Here is a 16,629-nt window from a genome sequence, read left to right as displayed (position 1 = left end):
GCCCCGGCGGGACCGGTCCTGCCGGGACACGGAGCGGGCCGCGGAAAGAATGCAAAATTTCTCGTAGCTGACTTGCATGCTGGCTGGAGGATAACTTATAACTGAAGTGTGAGGTTCTCTGAAGGCAGGACTTGAGGAACCCTGCCCGGCACAACGGAGGTGGTTATCGATGCTGCTGACGTCGATCGACCCGTTCGTTCAGGAGCTCGACCGTCAGTTCGACCGGATCACGCGCCAGGCCCTCGGCTGGGGCGAGAGCGCCGCGCGCGGGGCGATGCCGCTGGACGGCGTCCGCCGCAAGGACGACGTGCTCCTCAAGTTCGACCTGCCGGGCGTCGACCCCGACTCCATCGAGGTCACCGTCGACCGCGGCGTGCTGACCGTCAGCGCCCGCCGCGAGGAGGAGTACGGCGAGGACGACCGCCTGTTCGTGCGCGAGCGGCCGATGGGCGCCTTCACCCGCCGCGTCTACCTGCCCGACCATCTCGACAGCGAGCAGGTCGACGCCGCCTACTCCAACGGCGTCCTGGCCGTGCGCGTCCCGGTCGTGGAGAAGGCCCGGCCGCGCAAGGTCGAGATCCAGAAGGTCGACCAGAAGTCGATCAAGGCCTGACCGGCCGGGTCGGGCCGCGACGGGGTGGGCGCCGCAGGAAGGGCGTCCACCCCGTCGGTTTCGTTCCAGACCGGTGGAGGAGACGACGATGAGCCGGCTGCCGTTCGACGACGAGCACGCCCCGCTGTACTCCGTCGGCCAGGTGGCCGACATGCTCCAGGTCCAGCAGGCGTTCCTGCGCCGCCTCGACGAGCACGACGTGGTCCGGCCGTCCCGCTCGGCCGGGGGCCAGCGGCGCTACAGCCGCCACGAGATCGGCAGCCTCCAGGACGCCATCCGGCTCATCGACGAGGGCATGACCCTCGCCGCGGTCCGCCGCATCTTCGAACTCCAGCAGCAGGTCCGCGACCTGCAGGCCGAGATCGCCCGCCTGCGCGCCGCCGCCGGGGAGACGGCCGCCGGGGACGCCTGACCGCTCCCCGGGAGGCGCACACCGTGCGGCCGACGGGTCGGTGCACTTCTGGGAGGAGGGTCAGGGGATGCGGATGTCGCGTTGCCGGAGCCCGGTCATGACGGCGGAGACCGTGACGGAGTCGTTGTCGGCATGCAGCGGTGTGAGCCCGTGGTGGGCGGCGAGGGCTTCGTCGTCGATGTCGATCTGAGTGACGGACATGTCCGCCCTCCTTTGTCGGTCATCTATAAACAGGACATATATAAGCCATCAACGATGGGAGGAAACCGCGAAGGAAGGATGTGAGCCGTCGTCCGGCTCGTCGGCGAGGGCACGGCCCTCGCCGCGGTCCGCCGTGTCCGCCCCCTCTCCGCGGTGACGTCCGGGTGCGACCACCGGTGGAGGGGGAACCGCGGGATCGACGCAAGTCGTACCCGGTGAGTGCCTTTCCGGTCGAGGCGCCCGCCACCGGGGCGCCGCCACGATGATCCACATGTCACGTTCAACACGTTCAGCACGTTCGGCACGCCCGGCGCTCCGCGGCGCCCTGGCCGCCGCCGTCGCACTCCTCGCTCTCGCCGCGCCCGCCACCGCGCTCGCCGCCCCCGGTACGGCGGGCACGGCGTCCGCGCCCCCGTCACCGGCCACCGCGGAAAGGCCGTCCCCGGCGCCGGCCACCGCGGCCGGGCCGTCCGGGGCCCAGGACCCGGCCGGTGCGCTCGCCCTGCCCCGGCCCACCGGCCCGCACCGGGTCGGCACGACGGCGCTCCACCTGGTGGACCGCTCCCGCCCGGACCCGTGGGCGCCCGAGCGGGAGGTCCGGGAGCTCATGGTCTCGATCTGGTACCCGGCGCGGAACCCGAAGGGGAAGCGGGCGCCGTACATGACGGTGCGGGAGGCGGAGCTGCTGCTGAAGGCGCAGGGCGTCGACGTGCCCGGGGAGGTGCTGAGCGGGACGCGCACCACCGCGGTCGCCGGCGCCGCGCCGCTGGGACGGCGCGGGAGCCTGCCGCTCGTCGTGCTCTCCCCGGGCTTCGGCATGCCCCGCAGCTCGCTGACGGCGCTGGCCGAGGACCTGGCGAGCCGGGGCTACGTGGTGGCGGGCGTCGACCACACCCACGAGGCCCCCGTCACCTTCCCCGACGGGCGCACCGCCCCCTGCGCCGCCTGCGCGGCGGAGGACGACCCCGGGTTCGGGGAGAAGAGCACCCGGGCCCGGGCGGCGGACGTCTCGTTCGTCCTGGACCGGCTGACGGGCGAGGACCCGGCCTGGAGGCACGCCGGGCTGATCGACCGGTCCCGCATCGGCATGGCGGGCCACTCCATCGGCGGCAACAGCGCCACGCACACCATGCTCACCGACCCCCGGGTGCGCGCCGGGGTCAACATGGACGGCACCTTCTGGATCCCGATCCCGGAGAAGGGCCTCGCCAGGCCGTTCCTGCTGCTGGGGGCCGAGCAGGAGGTGAAGGACCCCACCTGGCCCCGGGACTGGGCGAACATGACCGGCTGGAGGCGCTGGGTGACGGTCAAGGGAGCGGGGCACGCCTCCTTCACGGACTACGCGCCGCTCCTGGCCGACCTGCTCGGTGACGAGAAGACGTTCGGCACGCTGCCCGGCGCCCGCTCGCTGGAGATCACCCGCACGTACGTGGCGGCCTTCTTCGACCTCCACCTGCGCGGGCGCGCGCAGCCGCTGCTCGACCGGCCCTCCGGGCGCCACCCCGAGGTGACGCTGCGCAGGTGAGCCGCTCCGGTGCGGCCGGTGCCCGCCGGCCGCACCGGGTCCGTGCCCGGCCCGGCCCGTGCGGCGGGGTGCCGGGCACGGCCGCACGGCGCGGGCCCGGCACCCGCGGGTGCGGACGCCGGGCCCGCGGACGGCGGGGGCGGGGATCAGCCCTTGACGGCGCCGATGATGACGCCCTTGGTGAAGTGCTTCTGGACGAACGGGTAGATGAACACCACCGGGATCAGGGCCAGCACCACGATGGCCATCTGGATCGCCAGGTTGGGCGGGAGCGCGCCGCCGACCGAGGTGTCCACCACCGAGCCGAGGGTCAGCGACTGCCCCTGCTGGACGTACTGGCGCATCACCAGTTGGAGCGGCCACTTGGCGTTGTCGTTCATGTAGAGGATCGCGTTGAAGAAGGCGTTCCAGTAGCCCACGGCGTAGAACAGGCCGATGACCGCGACGACGCCCTTGGACATGGGCAGCACGATCCGCATCAGGATGCGGAACTCGCTCGCCCCGTCGATGCGGGCGCTGTCGGGCACCTCCTCCGGGATGTTCATGAAGAACGCGCGCATGACCACGAGGTTGAACGCGTTGATCGCGCCCGGCAGGATCAGCGACCAGTAGCTGTCGATCAGGTCGAGCGAGCTGACCAGCAGGTAGCTGGGGATCATGCCCGGGGTGAACAGGAACGTCAGCAGGATCATGAACAGCAGCGGCCGGTGGAACAGCGAGCCGGGCCGGGACAGGCCGTAGGCCGCGAGCACCGTGCAGACCAGGCTCACCGCCGTGCCCACCGCGGTGACGCCGAGGCTCACCAGCACCGAGCGGGTGACCACGCCGCCGGAGAACAGCTCGCGGTAGGCGGCGAAGGAGAACCCGTCGGGCACCACCACCAGGCCGCCTGCCTCGTTCACCGCGGAGGCGGGGGACAGGCTGGTGAGCACCACGATGTAGATCGGGAAGAGGACGATGAGCGTGATGAGGGACAGGGCCAGGCCCTTGGCCAGCCTGCCCGGCAGACTCGGCGCTTCCTCCCAGGCGGGACGTGTACTCATGATTTCTTGTAGATTCCCTGTTCGCCGAACCGGTGGGCGATCTTGTTGGCCACGAGGATCAGGACCAGCCCGACCAGGCCCTTGACCAGGCCGGCCGCGGCGCCGTAGCTCCACTCCCCGGTGACGAGCGTGCGCCAGTAGACGAAGGTGTCCAGGACCTCGGCGGCCTCCCGGCCCACCGCGTCGCGCTGGAGGAAGAACTGCTCGAAGCCGACGTTGAGCGCGTCGCCGAGGCGGAGGATCAGCAGCAGCACGATGACCGGGCGGAGCCCGGGCAGGGTGATGTGCCACATCCGCCGCCAGCGGCCGGCGCCGTCCACCGCCGCCGCCTCGTAGAGGTTCTGGTTGATCGCCGCCAGCGCGGCCAGGAAGATGATCGTCCCCCAGCCGGCGTCCTTCCACACCGACTCCGCCGTCACCAGCAGCAGGAAGGTGTCCGGGTTGGTCATGATGTCGACGCCGTCGTAGCCGTTGGCGCGCAGCAACTGGGAGAGCAGTCCCGCGCCGCCCAGGATCTGCTGGAACAGCGTGACGACCAGCACCCAGGAGAAGAAGTGCGGCATGTAGACGATGCTCTGCACGAACAGCCGGACGCGCGGGTTCATCACGCTGTCGAGCAGGACCGCCAGCATGATCGGGATCGGGAAGTAGAACACCAGCTGGAACGCCGTGATGGTGAGCGTGTTCAGCGTGGCGTCCCAGAAGCTGGGGTCGGTGAGCAGCCACTGGAAGTTGGCGAAGCCGATCCAGGGGCTGTCCGCGATCCCGACGTGGGGCGAGTAGTCCTGGAAGGCGATCACGTTGCCGAGCGTCGGCACGTAGTGGAACACCACCAGCAGCCCGACCGCGGGCACGGCCATCAGCAGCAGCTGCCAGTCGCGCCTCAGCCGGGCGCCCAGCGAGGGCTTCGCGCCGGTGTTGCTACGCTTTGCGGGAGCGCCGGCGCCGGCGGGTGAGGTCAGGTCACCCGCCGGTCCGGTGCTCTTGCCGTTCCCGGCCTTCTCGGCGTTCTCAAGCACGGCCGTTGTCCTGCAGGACCTTCATGTAGAACTCGCGGCTCTTGTCGCCGCCGTCCTTGCGCCACTCGTCGACGACCTTCTTCAGGTCGCTGAGCGGGCGGCGGCCGCGGACGACGTCCTGGATCTTGTCCTCGGTGGGCTGCTCCAGGGCGGCGTACTCCGCGGGCCGCTGGATCCGGATGCCCTCGTGCGGGTTGGGCGCCCAGTGCTGGGCTCCCTCGTTGTACCAGTTGGCCGCGGTCTCCACGTACTTCGGCAGCTCGCTCTCGGTGATCGCGTCCGGCCGGCCGCTGAGGAAGAAGTAGGTCGGCGGGGCCTCCTTGAGGCCGAGCTCGGTCCGCTTGGGGGCCCCTTCCTCCGTCCTGGTGTAGTGCTTGCCCTCGACGCCGTAGACGGCCAGCATGTGCTCCTGCGTGCCGAACGGCGCGGCCAGGTAGTTCATCAGGGAGAGGATCTCCTCGACCTTCTCCTTGGCCAGGCCCTTCTTGATGAAGGTGTACTGCCCCGGCTCCTCGGTCCTGTGGTAGGCGGGGGCGCCCCCGTCGTGGCCGAAGTGCGGCAGCCCCTCGATCCAGAAGTCGGGATTGCCGGGGAGCATCTGCTCCAGCGTCTCCTTCCACCCGCCGAAGCCGTCCTGGGTGATGAGGATCTGGCCGGACTTGAACAGCTCCTTGGCGTTGGCGCCCTTGCTGCTGACGATGTCGGGGTGGATGAGCTTGCCCTCGTAGAGCTTGCGCATGAACTCGACCGCCGCCTCGAACTCCGGCGTCTCGTACCGGTGGACCAGCTTGCCGCCGGAGAGGACCCACTCCTTGGGCGCGCGGAAGATCTGGTAGACCGACAGCTTGATGTCGCCGAAGGCCCAGCGCTTCTTCTTGGGGTCGGTGATCTCCTTGCCCAGGGCGAGCATCTCGTCGGCGCTCTTGGGGGTGGCCCAGCCGCCCGCGTCGAACAGGTCCTTGCGGTAGAGGAGGACCACGCCCATCGGGAAGGTGTAGCTGCCGGGGATGCCCATCAGCTTGCCGTTGAAGACGCCCCACTTCCAGGCGTCGGTGCTGATGTTGGCCAGCAGCGGGTACTTCTTGACGGCGTCGCCCTGCAGGTAGGGGGTGAGGTCCTCGAACAGCCGGCCCACGGCCTCGCCGAACTGGGGGATCTGGTTGACGGTCCAGCTCGGGATCATCGTGATGTCGACGACGTTGCCGCTGGCGATGACCGCGTTCATCTTCTCGATGATCGTCATGCCGTCGAGGATGTTGAACTCGATGGTCGCGCCGAGGTCGGCGTTGACGGCCTCGAAGTAGGAGTTCTCGCCCAGCGGCGGCGGGAGCGGGTTCCACAGCGGGGTCATGGCCTTGTAGTGGCCGCCCTTGCCGGGCTTGGCGGTGACCGCGTCGACGAGGGTGGCGGGATACTTGGTGAAGCCGCCGGGCGCGCCGTTCTGCCCGACGATGTCGGCGGTGACGCCCGCGTACGGGACGTGGGTCGGCGTCAGCGAGGACAGCTTGTCGAGGGCGGCCGCGGTGGCGCCTCCGCTGCCGGGCCGGGGGCCTGCCGGGGTCGAGCATCCGCTGAGCAGGCCGCCGCCGGCCAGGGCGGCCGCACCGAGGCCCACGAGGCCGAGGAAGCCCCGGCGGCTGGTCGTCGCGCCCTCGGGAGGAGTCTTCATGGCGCGTTCCCTTCGTTGTCATCGACGGATCGGGGTTGTCGGAAGAGGATAGGGGGGAGGTAGAGTTAGTTCGTCTTTTGACCAAACAAATTAGTCGAGGGGCACTCTCGCCACAAGGGGCCGGTGATCGCGGGTCCTCGGGCGGGTGGGGCATGATGGGGCCAGCCGGGGGACGTCCGCGCGACGGCTCCCGGACCGATCGGGACGGGACGGACCTTGATCACATCTACGACGAATCCGCAGCCGGCTGACTTCGCCGATGTCCGGGCCACCAACCTCGCCGTGGTGCTGCGGTTCGTGCGCGAGCACGCGCCGTGTTCGCGGGCGGACATCGCGGCCTCCACGGGCCTGAACAAGGCGACCGTCTCGAGCCTGGTCGCCGACCTGATCGACCGCCGGCTGGTGCGGGAGACCGGGCTGACCGAGAACCGCGTCGGGCGCCCGGCCACGATGCTCGTGCTCGACGGCTCGCCGTACGCCGCGATCGGCATCGAGATCAACGTCGACTACGTCACCGCGGTGGCGGTGGACCTGTCGGGGGAGCGGCTGCTGTCCTGGCGGCGCTCCTTCTCCGGGGCGGCCGGTGCCCCCGGGTCCGGTACGGCGGACGTCCCCGGCTCCCGTGGATCCGGTACGGCGGAGGTCCCCGGCGCGGGAGGCGCGGCGGGACCGCCGGGTCCGTCCGGGCCGGCGGGCTCCGTGGGGCAGGCGGTGGGCACCGTCGCGGCGATCGTCCGCCGCGTGGTGGGCCGGATGGCCAAGCAGGAGCGCCAGGTCCTCGGGCTGACCGTGGGCGTGCCCGGCCTGGTCGGCACGGACGGCACGGTGCTCGTCGCCCCCAACCTCGGCTGGCGCGACGCCGACCTGGCCGGAGACCTGGCCAAGGCGCTGCGCGACCCCGGCTTCCCCGTCCAGGTCGACAACGACGCCAACCTCGCGGCCCTGGCCGAGCACCGCTTCGGCGCCCAGGCGGGGACCGCCGACCTCGTCTACCTCACCGGGGAGATCGGGGTCGGCGCCGGGGTCATCCTGGACGGGCGGCTGCGCCGGGGCGGACGCGGGTACGGCGGCGAGATCGGCCACATCCAGCTCGATCCGCTCGGCCCCGAGTGCCGGTGCGGGCGGACCGGCTGCCTGGAGGCGGTGGCCGGGATCGGCGCGGTGCTCCGGCACGCCCCGCTCTCCCCGGCCGAGGTCGAGGTCGAGCTGGAGGAGGTCGTACGGCTGGCCCGCGCCGGCGACCCCGAGACCCTCGCCCTGCTGAGCGGGGTCGGCCGGCAGCTCGGCAAGGGCGTGTCGGTCGTCACCAACCTGCTCAACCCGCAGGTGGTCATCCTGGGCGGTTACTACGTGCCGCTGGCGCCCTGGCTGCTGCCCGCGGTGGAGGAGGAGACGCGCGGGCGCACCATCGCGCCGGACGGCGGCGGCTGCCGGGTGGTCGCCTCCACCCTGGGCTACGACGCGGCGGCGCTGGGCGGCGCGGCCCGGGTGCTCGACTCGGTGGACTCCGGTCGGCTGCCGCGCGTCTCCTGAGCCCGGTCGGCTGCCGGGTGTCCCCTGAGCCCGGCCGGCTGCCGGGTGTCCCCTGAGCCCGGCCGGCTGCCGGGTGTCCCCTGAGCCCGGCCGGCTCCTTCCTCGGGGGCCCGGCCGTTCCCGGGGCGGCCCGGTCCCGCTCAGGGGCGGTCCGTGACCGAAGAATGATCCGCGAATTTCTCCCGACCCCTTGACCTGGATCTCACATCCGGGCAACCTTCAGGGAAACTCCGCTTGAAACATGGATGTAACGGGCGGAGTTTTCCTGGACCGACTATCGAAGCGCTTCGACAGAAGCGCGTTTTCTCGCCCCGTTGTCGAAGCGCTTCGACGCTCATCAGAGGGATGGTCCCCCCAATGAACGAACCGTTCCGCGACCCCGAGCTCCCCCTCGCCGACCGCATCGCCGACCTGCAGGGCAGGCTGACCCTGGCGGAGAAGGTGGCCCTGCTCCACCAGTACCAGGCACCGGTCGAGCGTCTGGGCGTGGGCCCCTTCCGCACCGGCACCGAGGCCCTGCACGGCCTGGCCTGGCTCGGCCCGGCAACGGTCTTCCCGCAGGCCGTCGGGCTGGCCAGCACCTGGGACCCCGAGCTGGTCCGGCGGGTCGGCGAGGCCACGGCCGACGAGGTCCTGGCCTTCCACCGCAAGGACCCCGCCGGGGCCGGGCGCAACGTGTGGGCCCCGGTGGTCAACCCGCTGCGCGACCCCCGCTGGGGGCGGAACGAGGAAGGCTACTCCGAGGACCCGTGGCTGACCGGCGTCATGTCCGTGGCGTACGCCTCCGGCCTCCGCGGGAGCGATCCCGCCATCCTGAAGACCGCGCCGACGCTCAAGCACTTCCTCGGCTACAACAACGAGACCGACCGCTGCACCACCTCCAGCGACCTGCCGCCCCGGGTGCTGCACGAGTACGAGCTGCCCGCCTACCGGCCCGCCCTGGAGTGCGGCGCCGCCGTGGCCGTGATGCCCTCCTACAACCTCGTCAACGGCCGCCCCGCCCACCTCAGCCCGCTGATCAACGGCGTGCTGCGCGCCTGGGCCCCCGACGACGTCCTCGTGGTCAGCGACGCCTACGCCCCCGGCAACCTCACCGGCCTGCAGGCCTATCACGACGACCCCGCCGAGGCCTACGCGCACGCCGTCAAGGCAGGGCTCGACAGCTTCACCCAGGACGACGACCGCACCGAGGCCGTGCTCGGGCACATCCACGACGCGCTGGAGCGGGGCCTGCTCACCGAGGCCGACATCGACACGGCGGTCCGGCACGCGCTCTCCATCCGGTTCCGGCTCGGCGAGTTCGACCCCGCCACGCCGTACGACGACGTGACGGAGGCCGTGGTCAACTGCCCCGAGCACCAGGCGCTGGCCCGCGAGGCCGCCCGGCGCTCGATCGTGCTCCTGGAGAACGACGGCATCCTCCCGCTGGCCGGGGTGAAGAGGATCGCCGTCATCGGCCCCCTCGGCGACACCCTCATGGAGGACTGGTACTCCGGCACCCTGCCGTACGCCGTCACCGCCCGCGCCGGGCTCGCCGAGCGGTGCGAGACGGTGTTCTGCGAGGCGGTGGACCGGATCACGCTGACCGCCGAGAGCGGGCACGTCGTCGCCGACCCCGGCGGCGGGCCGCTCACCGTCACCGCGGAGGCCGGCACGGCGGAGGGCCTGTTCGACCTGTTCGACTGGGGTGGAGGCTCCTACGCGCTGCGGGCCGTGGCGACCGGCCGCCACGTCTCGGTGGACGACGCCGGCGTGCTGGTCAACGACCAGCCGGGACCGAACGGCTGGGAGGTGCGCCAGACCTTCCGGCTGGAGGAGCGGGCGCGCGGCACGCTGGCGCTCCGGCACATCTCCACCGGCCGCTACGTCGGGCTCGGCCCCGCCCCCGCTCCCGGTGCGGGTCCCGGCGCGGCCGCCGGTGCCGCCCTGGACGGCTCCGGACCCGCCGCGGAGGCCGGTGCGGGGGCCGGCGCGGGGGCCGGCACGGTGCTCCGGCTGGTGGACGACGCCGACGCGGCGGTCTGGCTGACCGCAGAGACGGTCACCGGCGGCGCCGCGGCCGCCGCCGCGCTGGCCGCCACCGCCGACGTGGCGGTCGTCGTGGTCGGCGACCACCCGCTGGTCAACGGGCGCGAGACCGAGGACCGCCTCGACCTGGCGCTCCCGGCGGCGCAGGAGGCCGTGGTGGCCGCGGTGCGCGCGGCCAACCCGCGGACCGTCATGGTGGTCAGCAGCGGCTACCCGATGGCCTGGTCGCTGCCGGACCTGCCCGCCGTCCTGTGGTCCTCGCACGGCGGCCAGGAGTACGGCCACGCGCTGGCCGAGGTGCTCTTCGGCGACGCCGACCCCGAGGGGCGCCTCACCCAGACGTGGTACCGCTCGGCGTGCGAACTGCCCGACCTGCTCGACTACGACATCATCGCCGCCGACGCCACCTACCAGTACTACCGCGGCACCCCGCTCTACCCCTTCGGCCACGGCCTGTCCTACACGGACTTCGACTACTCCGACCTGACCGCCGAGGTCGCCGACGGGAGGATCGCCGTCTCGGCCGTGGTCACCAACACCGGCACCCGGCCCGGGACGGAGGTCGTCCAGCTCTACACCCACCAGCAGCGCTCCCGCGTCAAGCAGCCGCTCCGCCGCCTGCGGGGCTTCGAGAAACTGCACCTGGCGCCCGGCGAGAGCACCACGGTCCGCTGGAGCCTCGACATCGCCGACCTGGCCTTCTGGGACGTGACCCGGGACCGCTTCACGGTCGAGGAGGCCCCCCACAAGATCATGGTGGGGCGCTCGGCCCGCGACATCCGGCTGTGCGCGACGGTCCACGTCCCCGGCGAGCGCATCCCGCCCCGCGCCGCCTTCGCCGGGCCGATCGCGGCGACCGGCCACGACGAGTACGACGCGGTGGCGTTCACCGACGCGTCCAGGGTTTCCGGCGACGCCGTACGGTCCACCGCGGAGGGCGCGTGGATCCTCTTCCGCGAGGTGGACCTCGGGGCGGGGGCGGACGCCTGCACGCTGGAGGCGACCAGCACCGAGGGCGGCGTGGTCACCCTCCGGCTCGACGACCCCCTGTACGGCCCGGCCCTCGGCACCGTGCCCGTCCCGCGCGGCGGCCGGTACGACCTGACCCGGGTCACCGGCGCCCTCGCCGGAGCCCGGGGTGTACACGACCTCTATGTGGTGTTCGAGAATGCCGGTATAACCGTTTCCCATCTGGCCTTCGAGCGGGCCTGCGAGCGCGCGGAGAACGAATGAGCGGTCGAGCGGTCACCATCGCCGAGGTCGCCCGGCACGCCGGGGTGGCGGTGAGCACGGTCTCGTACGTGCTCAGCGGCAAGCGCGCCATCTCCGCCGACACCCGGCGGCGCGTGCTCGACAGCGTGCGGACGCTCGGCTACCACCCCAACGCCGGGGCCCGGGCGCTGGCCAGCCGGCGGGCGAACGTGATCGCGCTGGTCCTGCCGCTCCGGGCCGGCATGCACGTGCCGGTGCTGATGCAGTTCGCCACCTCGGTGGTGACCGCCGCCCGCCGCTACGACCACGACGTGCTCCTGCTCACCGCGGACGAAGGACCCGACGGGATCCGGCGGGCCGCCGCCAGCGCGCTGGTGGACGGGCTGGTGCTCATGGACGTGGAACTGCACGACACCCGGGTGCCGCTCCTGCGCCAGCTGGCCGAACCGAGCGTGCTCATCGGCTTCCCCGCCGACACCACCGGGCTGACCTGCGTCGACCTCGACTTCGCGCGGGCCGGGGCGCTCTGCGTGCAGCACCTGGCCGAACGCGGCCACCGGGAGATCGCGCTGCTCGGCGCGCCCGGCGTGGTCTACGACCGCGGCACCGGCTTCGCCCGGCGGACCCGGGAGGGCTTCACCGAGGCCGTCGCCGAGTACGGGCTGACCGGGGTGGCCCTGCCGTGCGAGGAGACGTTCGACGAGGTGGCGCGGACCGTGGCCGAGCTGCTGGAGCGGCGGCCGGGCCTGACCGGGCTGGTCGTGCACAACGAGGCCGCGACCGGCCACGTGCTCGGGGCGCTGCGCCAGTACGGCCGGCGCGTCCCGGAGGACGTCGCGGTGGTCGCCATCTGCCCCGACGACATCGCGGAACGTTCCAGCCCGCCGCTGACCTCGGTGCTGGTCCCGGCCGAGGACGTCGGCCGGGAAGCGGTCCGGCTGCTGATGGACAAGCTGGAAGGCCGTACGGTCCCCGACGGCACCCTGCTGACCCCCCGGCTGACGATCCGGGACAGCACGTGAGGCCACCGGGACCGGAGCACGGCGGGGACGACCGTTGAGGTCGCCGGGACCGGAGCACGGCGGGGACCGCGCCCGGGGGCGGGCGGGACGTGGCGGAGGTCAGTCGCCGCCGGAGGACACCGGCGGGTCCCACACCCTGATCGTGCCGTCCCCGCTGCCGGTGACGATGACCTGGCGGCCGTCCAGCTCCGTCACGACGATCGAGTGGATCCCCCGGTCGTGACCGGTCAACGGCTCACCGATCGGCTCCCGGGTGGTCAGGTCCCAGACCCGAACGGTCCTGTCCTCGCTGCCGGTGATGGCGACCAGGCGGCCGTCCAACCTCGTCACCACCACTGACCTGACGTTGTCGGTGTGCTCCCTGAACGGCTGGCCGATGGGGGAACCGGTCGCCAGATCCCACACCCACACGACGCCTTTGTTGCTGTCGCGGTCGCTCCCGCCGGTGACGACGACCTGGCGGCCGTCCATGTCCGCCACCGCCACCGCGCTCAGGGAGACGGTGCTGTCGGTGATCGGCTTGCCGACCTGCTTGCCGGTGGTCAGGTCCCAGATCCGCGCGGTCTTGTCGAAACTGCCGGAGACGGCTATCGGTCGGCCGTCCAGCTCCGCCACCACAAGCGTGGAGATCACGCTCTCGTGACCGTTGAACGGCTGGCCTATCTGCTCGCCCGTATCCAGGTCCCACACCCGCACGGTCTCGTCCGCGCTGCCGGAGAGGACGACTGGACGACCGTCCAGCTTCGTTACCGCCAGAGATGAGACCTCGGCGATTTCGAGTGGGCGGCCGATCTGCTTGCCCGTGGCCAGGTCCCACACCCGCATGGCTTTACCGAATCCACCGGTGACGGCGACTGTGCGGTCGTCCAGTTGTGTCACGGCCATCGCGAAGATAGGACCGGCCGGATCGGTGATCGGCCGGCCGATCTGCTGGCCCGTGGCCAGGTCCCACACCCGTACGGTCTGGTCCCCGCTGCCGGAGACGACGACCCGGCGGCCGTCCAACTCGGTGACGGCCACCGCGTTCACCGCCCGGGCATGACCGGTGAACAGCGCGCGGGAGGAGGACGGCTCGGAGGGAGATGCGGCGGATACCGAGGTGGACGGCGTAGCCGAGGCATCCGTGCCGGTGGGCGAGGTGCTCATATAGATCACGACACCCGCTACGGCCCCGAGGGCGACCGCGGCCGCCGTGGCCAGGGCGAAAGTCGGGATGCGGCGTGAGGCCCTCGTGGGCGCGGACGCGGCTACGGCGGATCGTCCGGAGGGCGCGGTGGCGGCGGATCCGCCGTTGCCGGAGGAGAGGGCCGCAGGGACGTGGCCGGCATCGGCGGGGCGTGCGCCGTCCTGAGCCGCGCCGCGCTCCGGGGTCTGCGACCGAGGAGGAAAGGGGTTCGCTCCGGCGCGGTGGGGCGCCGGTGGCGTGGGCATGCGCGGGCCGTGCTCTCCAGGAGTGCCGTACATGGTCACGTCGTCGGGATGCGGACGGGCGGGCGCATCGGAACCTCGACCGGCGGGAGCCGGTGAACCAGGCGCGGCCGGTGATCCGGTGAGCAGGCCGGGCACGGTGCGGTCCGTCTCCTGTGCGCCGTTTCCTCCGAACGGGCTCCGAGCGGTGCCGTTCCCGGTCAGCGTGGCCAGCACCCGGTCGGCCGTGGGCCGGGCGGCGGGATCCTTGGCCAGGCACGCCAGCAGCAGCGAGCGCAGCCCGCGCGGCACCCCGTTCAGGTCCGGTTCGCCGTTCATGACGGCGTTCATCACCGCCGCGGGGTGCTGCCCGGCGAAGGCCGCGTGCCCGGTGGCGGCGTACACCATGGTGGCGGCCCAGGCGAAGACGTCGGAGGCCGGGCCGACGGGACCGTCGGAGAGCTGCTCGGGCGCCATGTAGCCGGGGCTGCCCACCAGCGCCGAGTCGGTGGCGCTGGCCTCCAGGATGCGGGCGATGCCGAAGTCGATGACGACCGGCCCCTCCGGGCCCATGATCACATTCGCCGGTTTGAAGTCGCGGTGCACGATCCCGACCCGGTGGATGGCGGCCAGCGCCGTCGCCGTGGCGACCGCCAGGCGCTCCAATCCGCTGCCGGTGCGGGGTCCCTCGGTGGTGACCAGCTGCTGCAGCGACGGTCCGGGGACGTACTCGCTGACCAGATAGGGCCGTCCGTCGCTGATCCCGGCCTCCAGCACCTGGGCGGTGCAGAACACCGCGACCCGGCGGGCCAGCTCCGCCTCCCGCTCGAAGCGCTCCCGCAGGACGGTCTCGGCGGCCATGCGCGTGTGCAGCACCTTGACGGCCACCCGCCGCCCGGAAGGGTCCTGGCCGAGATAGACCGTCCCCTGACCGCCCTCGCCGAGCACTCTCACCAACCGGTACGCGCTGATCTGCTGCGGGTCGTTCACGCCCAACCGGCCGGAATCGGGCACCATCTCCCCCTTCTCCGCCGTCACCGGAGCGGGCCCTTGACGGCGCTCGACACTCGGGACGGTATCGATCAAAACCCCGATCAGCAGCCTGTCATAATCATCTGCCATCTCGCCATAGCCGACCATGACAGTGGAATCCCCAGACATTCACCGGTTGTCCGTCATTTGCGATAATGGGCCATCCGTAAACAAAAAGCGGGGGCCGTGCGGATCCTTTCCGGATCCGCACGGCCCCCGCCGCGTCGTGGAGCGAGCGGCTCTCAGCCGTGACCGCCGCGACTACCAGTCGCCTCCGCCGAAGTCACCGCCACCGAAGTCGCCTCCGCCGAAGTCACCCCAGCCTCCGCCGAAGTCACCGCCGCCCATGCCCGTGTCGCCACCGGCATCGGACACGCCCTCCTGGTAGCCGGCGCCGTAGCCCATGCCGTAGCCGCCCATGCCCCAGCCGCCCATCATGCTGCCGAGCATCGTGCCGACGAGCATGCCGCTCATCACGTCACCGAAGCCCCCGTAGTAGCCGTAGGCGTACGGCTGGTAGGCCGGGCCCGCCTCGTAGTAGGGGCGGCGCTGGCCGTTGGCCATGACGACCTCACGGGTCTGCGGCTCGAAACCGCGCTCGATGGCCTCGGCGTCGGCCGCGCAGGCCGGGACGTCGCGCACCGCGCCGCCGGGCGGGGCCCAGCGCACGTCGCGGGCCGAGGGGCCGTGCTGCGGGTTGAAGAAGCACGGCGAGCGCCGCTCGGGAAGCGGTTCGTGGTTGACGCGGGCCTTCACGCAGGCGAGGGCGTAGCGGCCCTCCTCCAGCGCGGTGGTCACGTCGCGCAGGTCGTCGGGGCGCCTGACCTCCGCGATCTCCGCCTTGGCCCGCTCGTAGGAGTTGAGGGCGCGAGCCCAGTCCTCCTGGTGGTCACCGCCGTCGGCCAGCATCTTGACATCCATGTCCAGCGCGGTGATCTCCTCGCCGAACTTCGTGATGTCCTCGTCCACGGTCTGCTTGACCGCGGCCAGTTCGGAGGCCTCGCGGGCCTCGCGCTCCTTCTTCTTCTTGCGGGAGTAGAGGAGCAGTCCGCCGCCGCCGGCCAGGGCCAGCACCAGGATGCCGACCAGCACGCCGCCGCCGGAACCACCAGAGGAACGGGAGTCCGGGGCAGCGGCACCGCCGGAACCGGTGGCCGCGGCGTCGGCGAGCCGCACGAAGTTGGCGACGCCCTCGGTCATGTTGGAGGACTCACTGCGTGCCTGTTGAAAAGCCCTGTCCAGGTTGAGTCCGGAGATGTTCGTGGAGTAGAGCAGCTGGGTGCCGTTGGCGACCGCGACGATGTTCTCGCCACCGATCTCGGAGTTCAGTTCTCTGAGGAACGTCCGGGCCTCGGAGCTGTTCTTGATCGAACCCTGAGGGAGAACGGCGAGGTAGACGTTGGACGTCCTCTGGACCGCGGTCCGCATGGTGTCCACAGAATTGTCCGGCACGTTGGCGGCGGAGTCGTAGTAGAAACGATTCCCGCTCTTCAGCTGCGATGCGATCGAGGACGGATCGGGTGCCGCTGCGTGGGCCGCCGGAGCGATCATGAAGACGGCCAGTAGCCCGGTGAAGAGCGCGGTGATCGCGGCACCGAGACGACCTGCTGAGAGTTTTGTGGTGGTCACGGCAGTAAAGCCTCCTTCGTCCGATAAGGACGAATGAGCGGACATCGAAGTTCCCTACTACCCGACCGTATCCCCTTCATCCGGTGATCGGGCACCGAGTTGGAGGACCGTCGCAGATCGCACACCGGGGCGGCCCGATGCGGGCCACCCCGGCGTCCACGCACCTACCGCATCCGGACCGGCAACCGTGGAGCCGCCGCCGGATCGGCCTGTCCCGGTGCCGGTCAGGCGTCCTTGATGTCGCACACCACCGCGCCGGCGCTGACCGCCTGCCCCACCTGCCC

General features: G+C 71.7%; 12 protein-coding genes. 6 read left to right on the top strand and 6 right to left on the bottom strand.

Annotation, left to right across the window (positions count from 1 at the left end; translation table 11 throughout):
* The first annotated feature begins 169 nt into the window (after positions 1-169).
* Together ABD823_RS13970 and ABD823_RS13965 are read left to right on the top strand one after the other, a co-directional pair.
* The gene (locus tag ABD823_RS13970; RefSeq protein WP_344859516.1) at positions 170-613 is read left to right on the top strand and encodes an Hsp20/alpha crystallin family protein; all 444 of its coding nucleotides are present in this window, start codon (positions 170-172) and stop codon (positions 611-613) included.
* Between the two features lie 88 nt (positions 614-701).
* Positions 702-1,025: a MerR family transcriptional regulator gene (locus tag ABD823_RS13965; protein ID WP_344859514.1), complete on the top strand. Its 324-nt coding sequence runs from the start codon at positions 702-704 to the stop codon at positions 1,023-1,025.
* Positions 1,026-1,085: 60 nt separating this feature from the next.
* Here ABD823_RS13965 and ABD823_RS13960 read toward each other — a convergent pair whose 3' ends face one another.
* Entirely contained in the window at positions 1,086-1,226 is a 141-nt protein-coding gene (locus ABD823_RS13960) for a hypothetical protein (protein WP_344859513.1), read from the bottom strand.
* 271 nt (positions 1,227-1,497) lie between these two features.
* Between ABD823_RS13960 and ABD823_RS13955 the strand changes: the two genes are divergently transcribed.
* Entirely contained in the window at positions 1,498-2,751 is a 1,254-nt protein-coding gene (locus ABD823_RS13955; protein WP_344859512.1) for an alpha/beta hydrolase family protein, read from the top strand.
* Positions 2,752-2,897: 146 nt separating this feature from the next.
* On the opposite strand, the gene ABD823_RS13950 is transcribed toward ABD823_RS13955, so the two are convergent.
* Genes ABD823_RS13950 through ABD823_RS13940 form a run of 3 tightly spaced genes read right to left on the bottom strand, consistent with a single transcriptional unit; the run spans position 2,898 to position 6,482 of the window.
* A complete protein-coding gene (locus ABD823_RS13950; RefSeq protein WP_344859510.1) occupies positions 2,898-3,794 on the bottom strand; it encodes a carbohydrate ABC transporter permease in 897 nt (298 codons plus the stop codon).
* Entirely contained in the window at positions 3,791-4,813 is a 1,023-nt protein-coding gene (locus ABD823_RS13945; RefSeq protein ID WP_425566607.1) for an ABC transporter permease, read from the bottom strand. The genes ABD823_RS13950 and ABD823_RS13945 overlap by 4 nt, the downstream gene beginning before the upstream one ends.
* On the bottom strand, positions 4,806-6,482 hold the full coding sequence (locus ABD823_RS13940; protein ID WP_344859509.1) for an extracellular solute-binding protein: 1,677 nt from the start codon (positions 6,480-6,482) through the stop codon (positions 4,806-4,808). The genes ABD823_RS13945 and ABD823_RS13940 overlap by 8 nt, the downstream gene beginning before the upstream one ends.
* 216 nt (positions 6,483-6,698) lie before the next feature.
* On the opposite strand from ABD823_RS13940, the gene ABD823_RS13935 reads away from it, so the two are divergent.
* From ABD823_RS13935 to ABD823_RS13925, 3 genes are all read left to right on the top strand, one after another.
* Positions 6,699-8,015, top strand: a complete 1,317-nt coding sequence (locus ABD823_RS13935; protein WP_344859507.1) for an ROK family transcriptional regulator — start codon at positions 6,699-6,701, stop codon at positions 8,013-8,015.
* A 357-nt stretch (positions 8,016-8,372) separates the two neighbouring features.
* Entirely contained in the window at positions 8,373-11,276 is a 2,904-nt protein-coding gene (locus tag ABD823_RS13930) for a glycoside hydrolase family 3 C-terminal domain-containing protein (protein WP_344859506.1), read from the top strand.
* Positions 11,273-12,277, top strand: a complete 1,005-nt coding sequence (locus tag ABD823_RS13925) for a LacI family DNA-binding transcriptional regulator (RefSeq protein WP_344859504.1) — start codon at positions 11,273-11,275, stop codon at positions 12,275-12,277. The genes ABD823_RS13930 and ABD823_RS13925 overlap by 4 nt, the downstream gene beginning before the upstream one ends.
* 99 nt (positions 12,278-12,376) lie before the next feature.
* Here the strand turns inward: ABD823_RS13925 and ABD823_RS13920 are convergent, their stop codons facing one another.
* Both ABD823_RS13920 and ABD823_RS13915 read right to left on the bottom strand, forming a co-directional pair.
* Positions 12,377-14,701, bottom strand: a complete 2,325-nt coding sequence (locus tag ABD823_RS13920) for a WD40 repeat domain-containing serine/threonine protein kinase (protein WP_344859503.1) — start codon at positions 14,699-14,701, stop codon at positions 12,377-12,379.
* Between the two features lie 276 nt (positions 14,702-14,977).
* On the bottom strand, positions 14,978-16,345 hold the full coding sequence (locus ABD823_RS13915) for a hypothetical protein (RefSeq protein ID WP_344859501.1): 1,368 nt from the start codon (positions 16,343-16,345) through the stop codon (positions 14,978-14,980).
* Positions 16,346-16,629 lie beyond the last annotated feature (284 nt).

The sequence above is a fragment of the Planomonospora alba genome (assembly GCF_039534085.1).
In the GTDB taxonomy this organism is placed as follows: Bacteria; Actinomycetota; Actinomycetes; order Streptosporangiales; family Streptosporangiaceae; genus Planomonospora_B; species Planomonospora_B alba.
The sequence above is the reverse complement of the archived record's forward strand: the minus strand, read 5'-3'. Positions and strand labels throughout refer to the sequence as shown.

What these genes read in the sequence shown, in the direction of transcription:
- ABD823_RS13970 (WP_344859516.1), top strand. Translation starts at nt 170, where the DNA reads ATGCTGCTGACGTCGATCGACCCGTTCGTTCAGGAGCTCGACCGTCAG.
- ABD823_RS13965 (WP_344859514.1), top strand. Translation starts at nt 702, where the DNA reads ATGAGCCGGCTGCCGTTCGACGACGAGCACGCCCCGCTGTACTCCGTC.
- ABD823_RS13960 (WP_344859513.1), bottom strand. Translation starts at nt 1,226, where the DNA reads ATGTCCGTCACTCAGATCGACATCGACGACGAAGCCCTCGCCGCCCAC.
- ABD823_RS13955 (WP_344859512.1), top strand. Translation starts at nt 1,498, where the DNA reads ATGTCACGTTCAACACGTTCAGCACGTTCGGCACGCCCGGCGCTCCGC.
- ABD823_RS13950 (WP_344859510.1), bottom strand. Translation starts at nt 3,794, where the DNA reads ATGAGTACACGTCCCGCCTGGGAGGAAGCGCCGAGTCTGCCGGGCAGG.
- ABD823_RS13940 (WP_344859509.1), bottom strand. Translation starts at nt 6,482, where the DNA reads ATGAAGACTCCTCCCGAGGGCGCGACGACCAGCCGCCGGGGCTTCCTC.
- ABD823_RS13930 (WP_344859506.1), top strand. Translation starts at nt 8,373, where the DNA reads ATGAACGAACCGTTCCGCGACCCCGAGCTCCCCCTCGCCGACCGCATC.
- ABD823_RS13925 (WP_344859504.1), top strand. Translation starts at nt 11,273, where the DNA reads ATGAGCGGTCGAGCGGTCACCATCGCCGAGGTCGCCCGGCACGCCGGG.
- ABD823_RS13920 (WP_344859503.1), bottom strand. Translation starts at nt 14,701, where the DNA reads ATGGTGCCCGATTCCGGCCGGTTGGGCGTGAACGACCCGCAGCAGATC.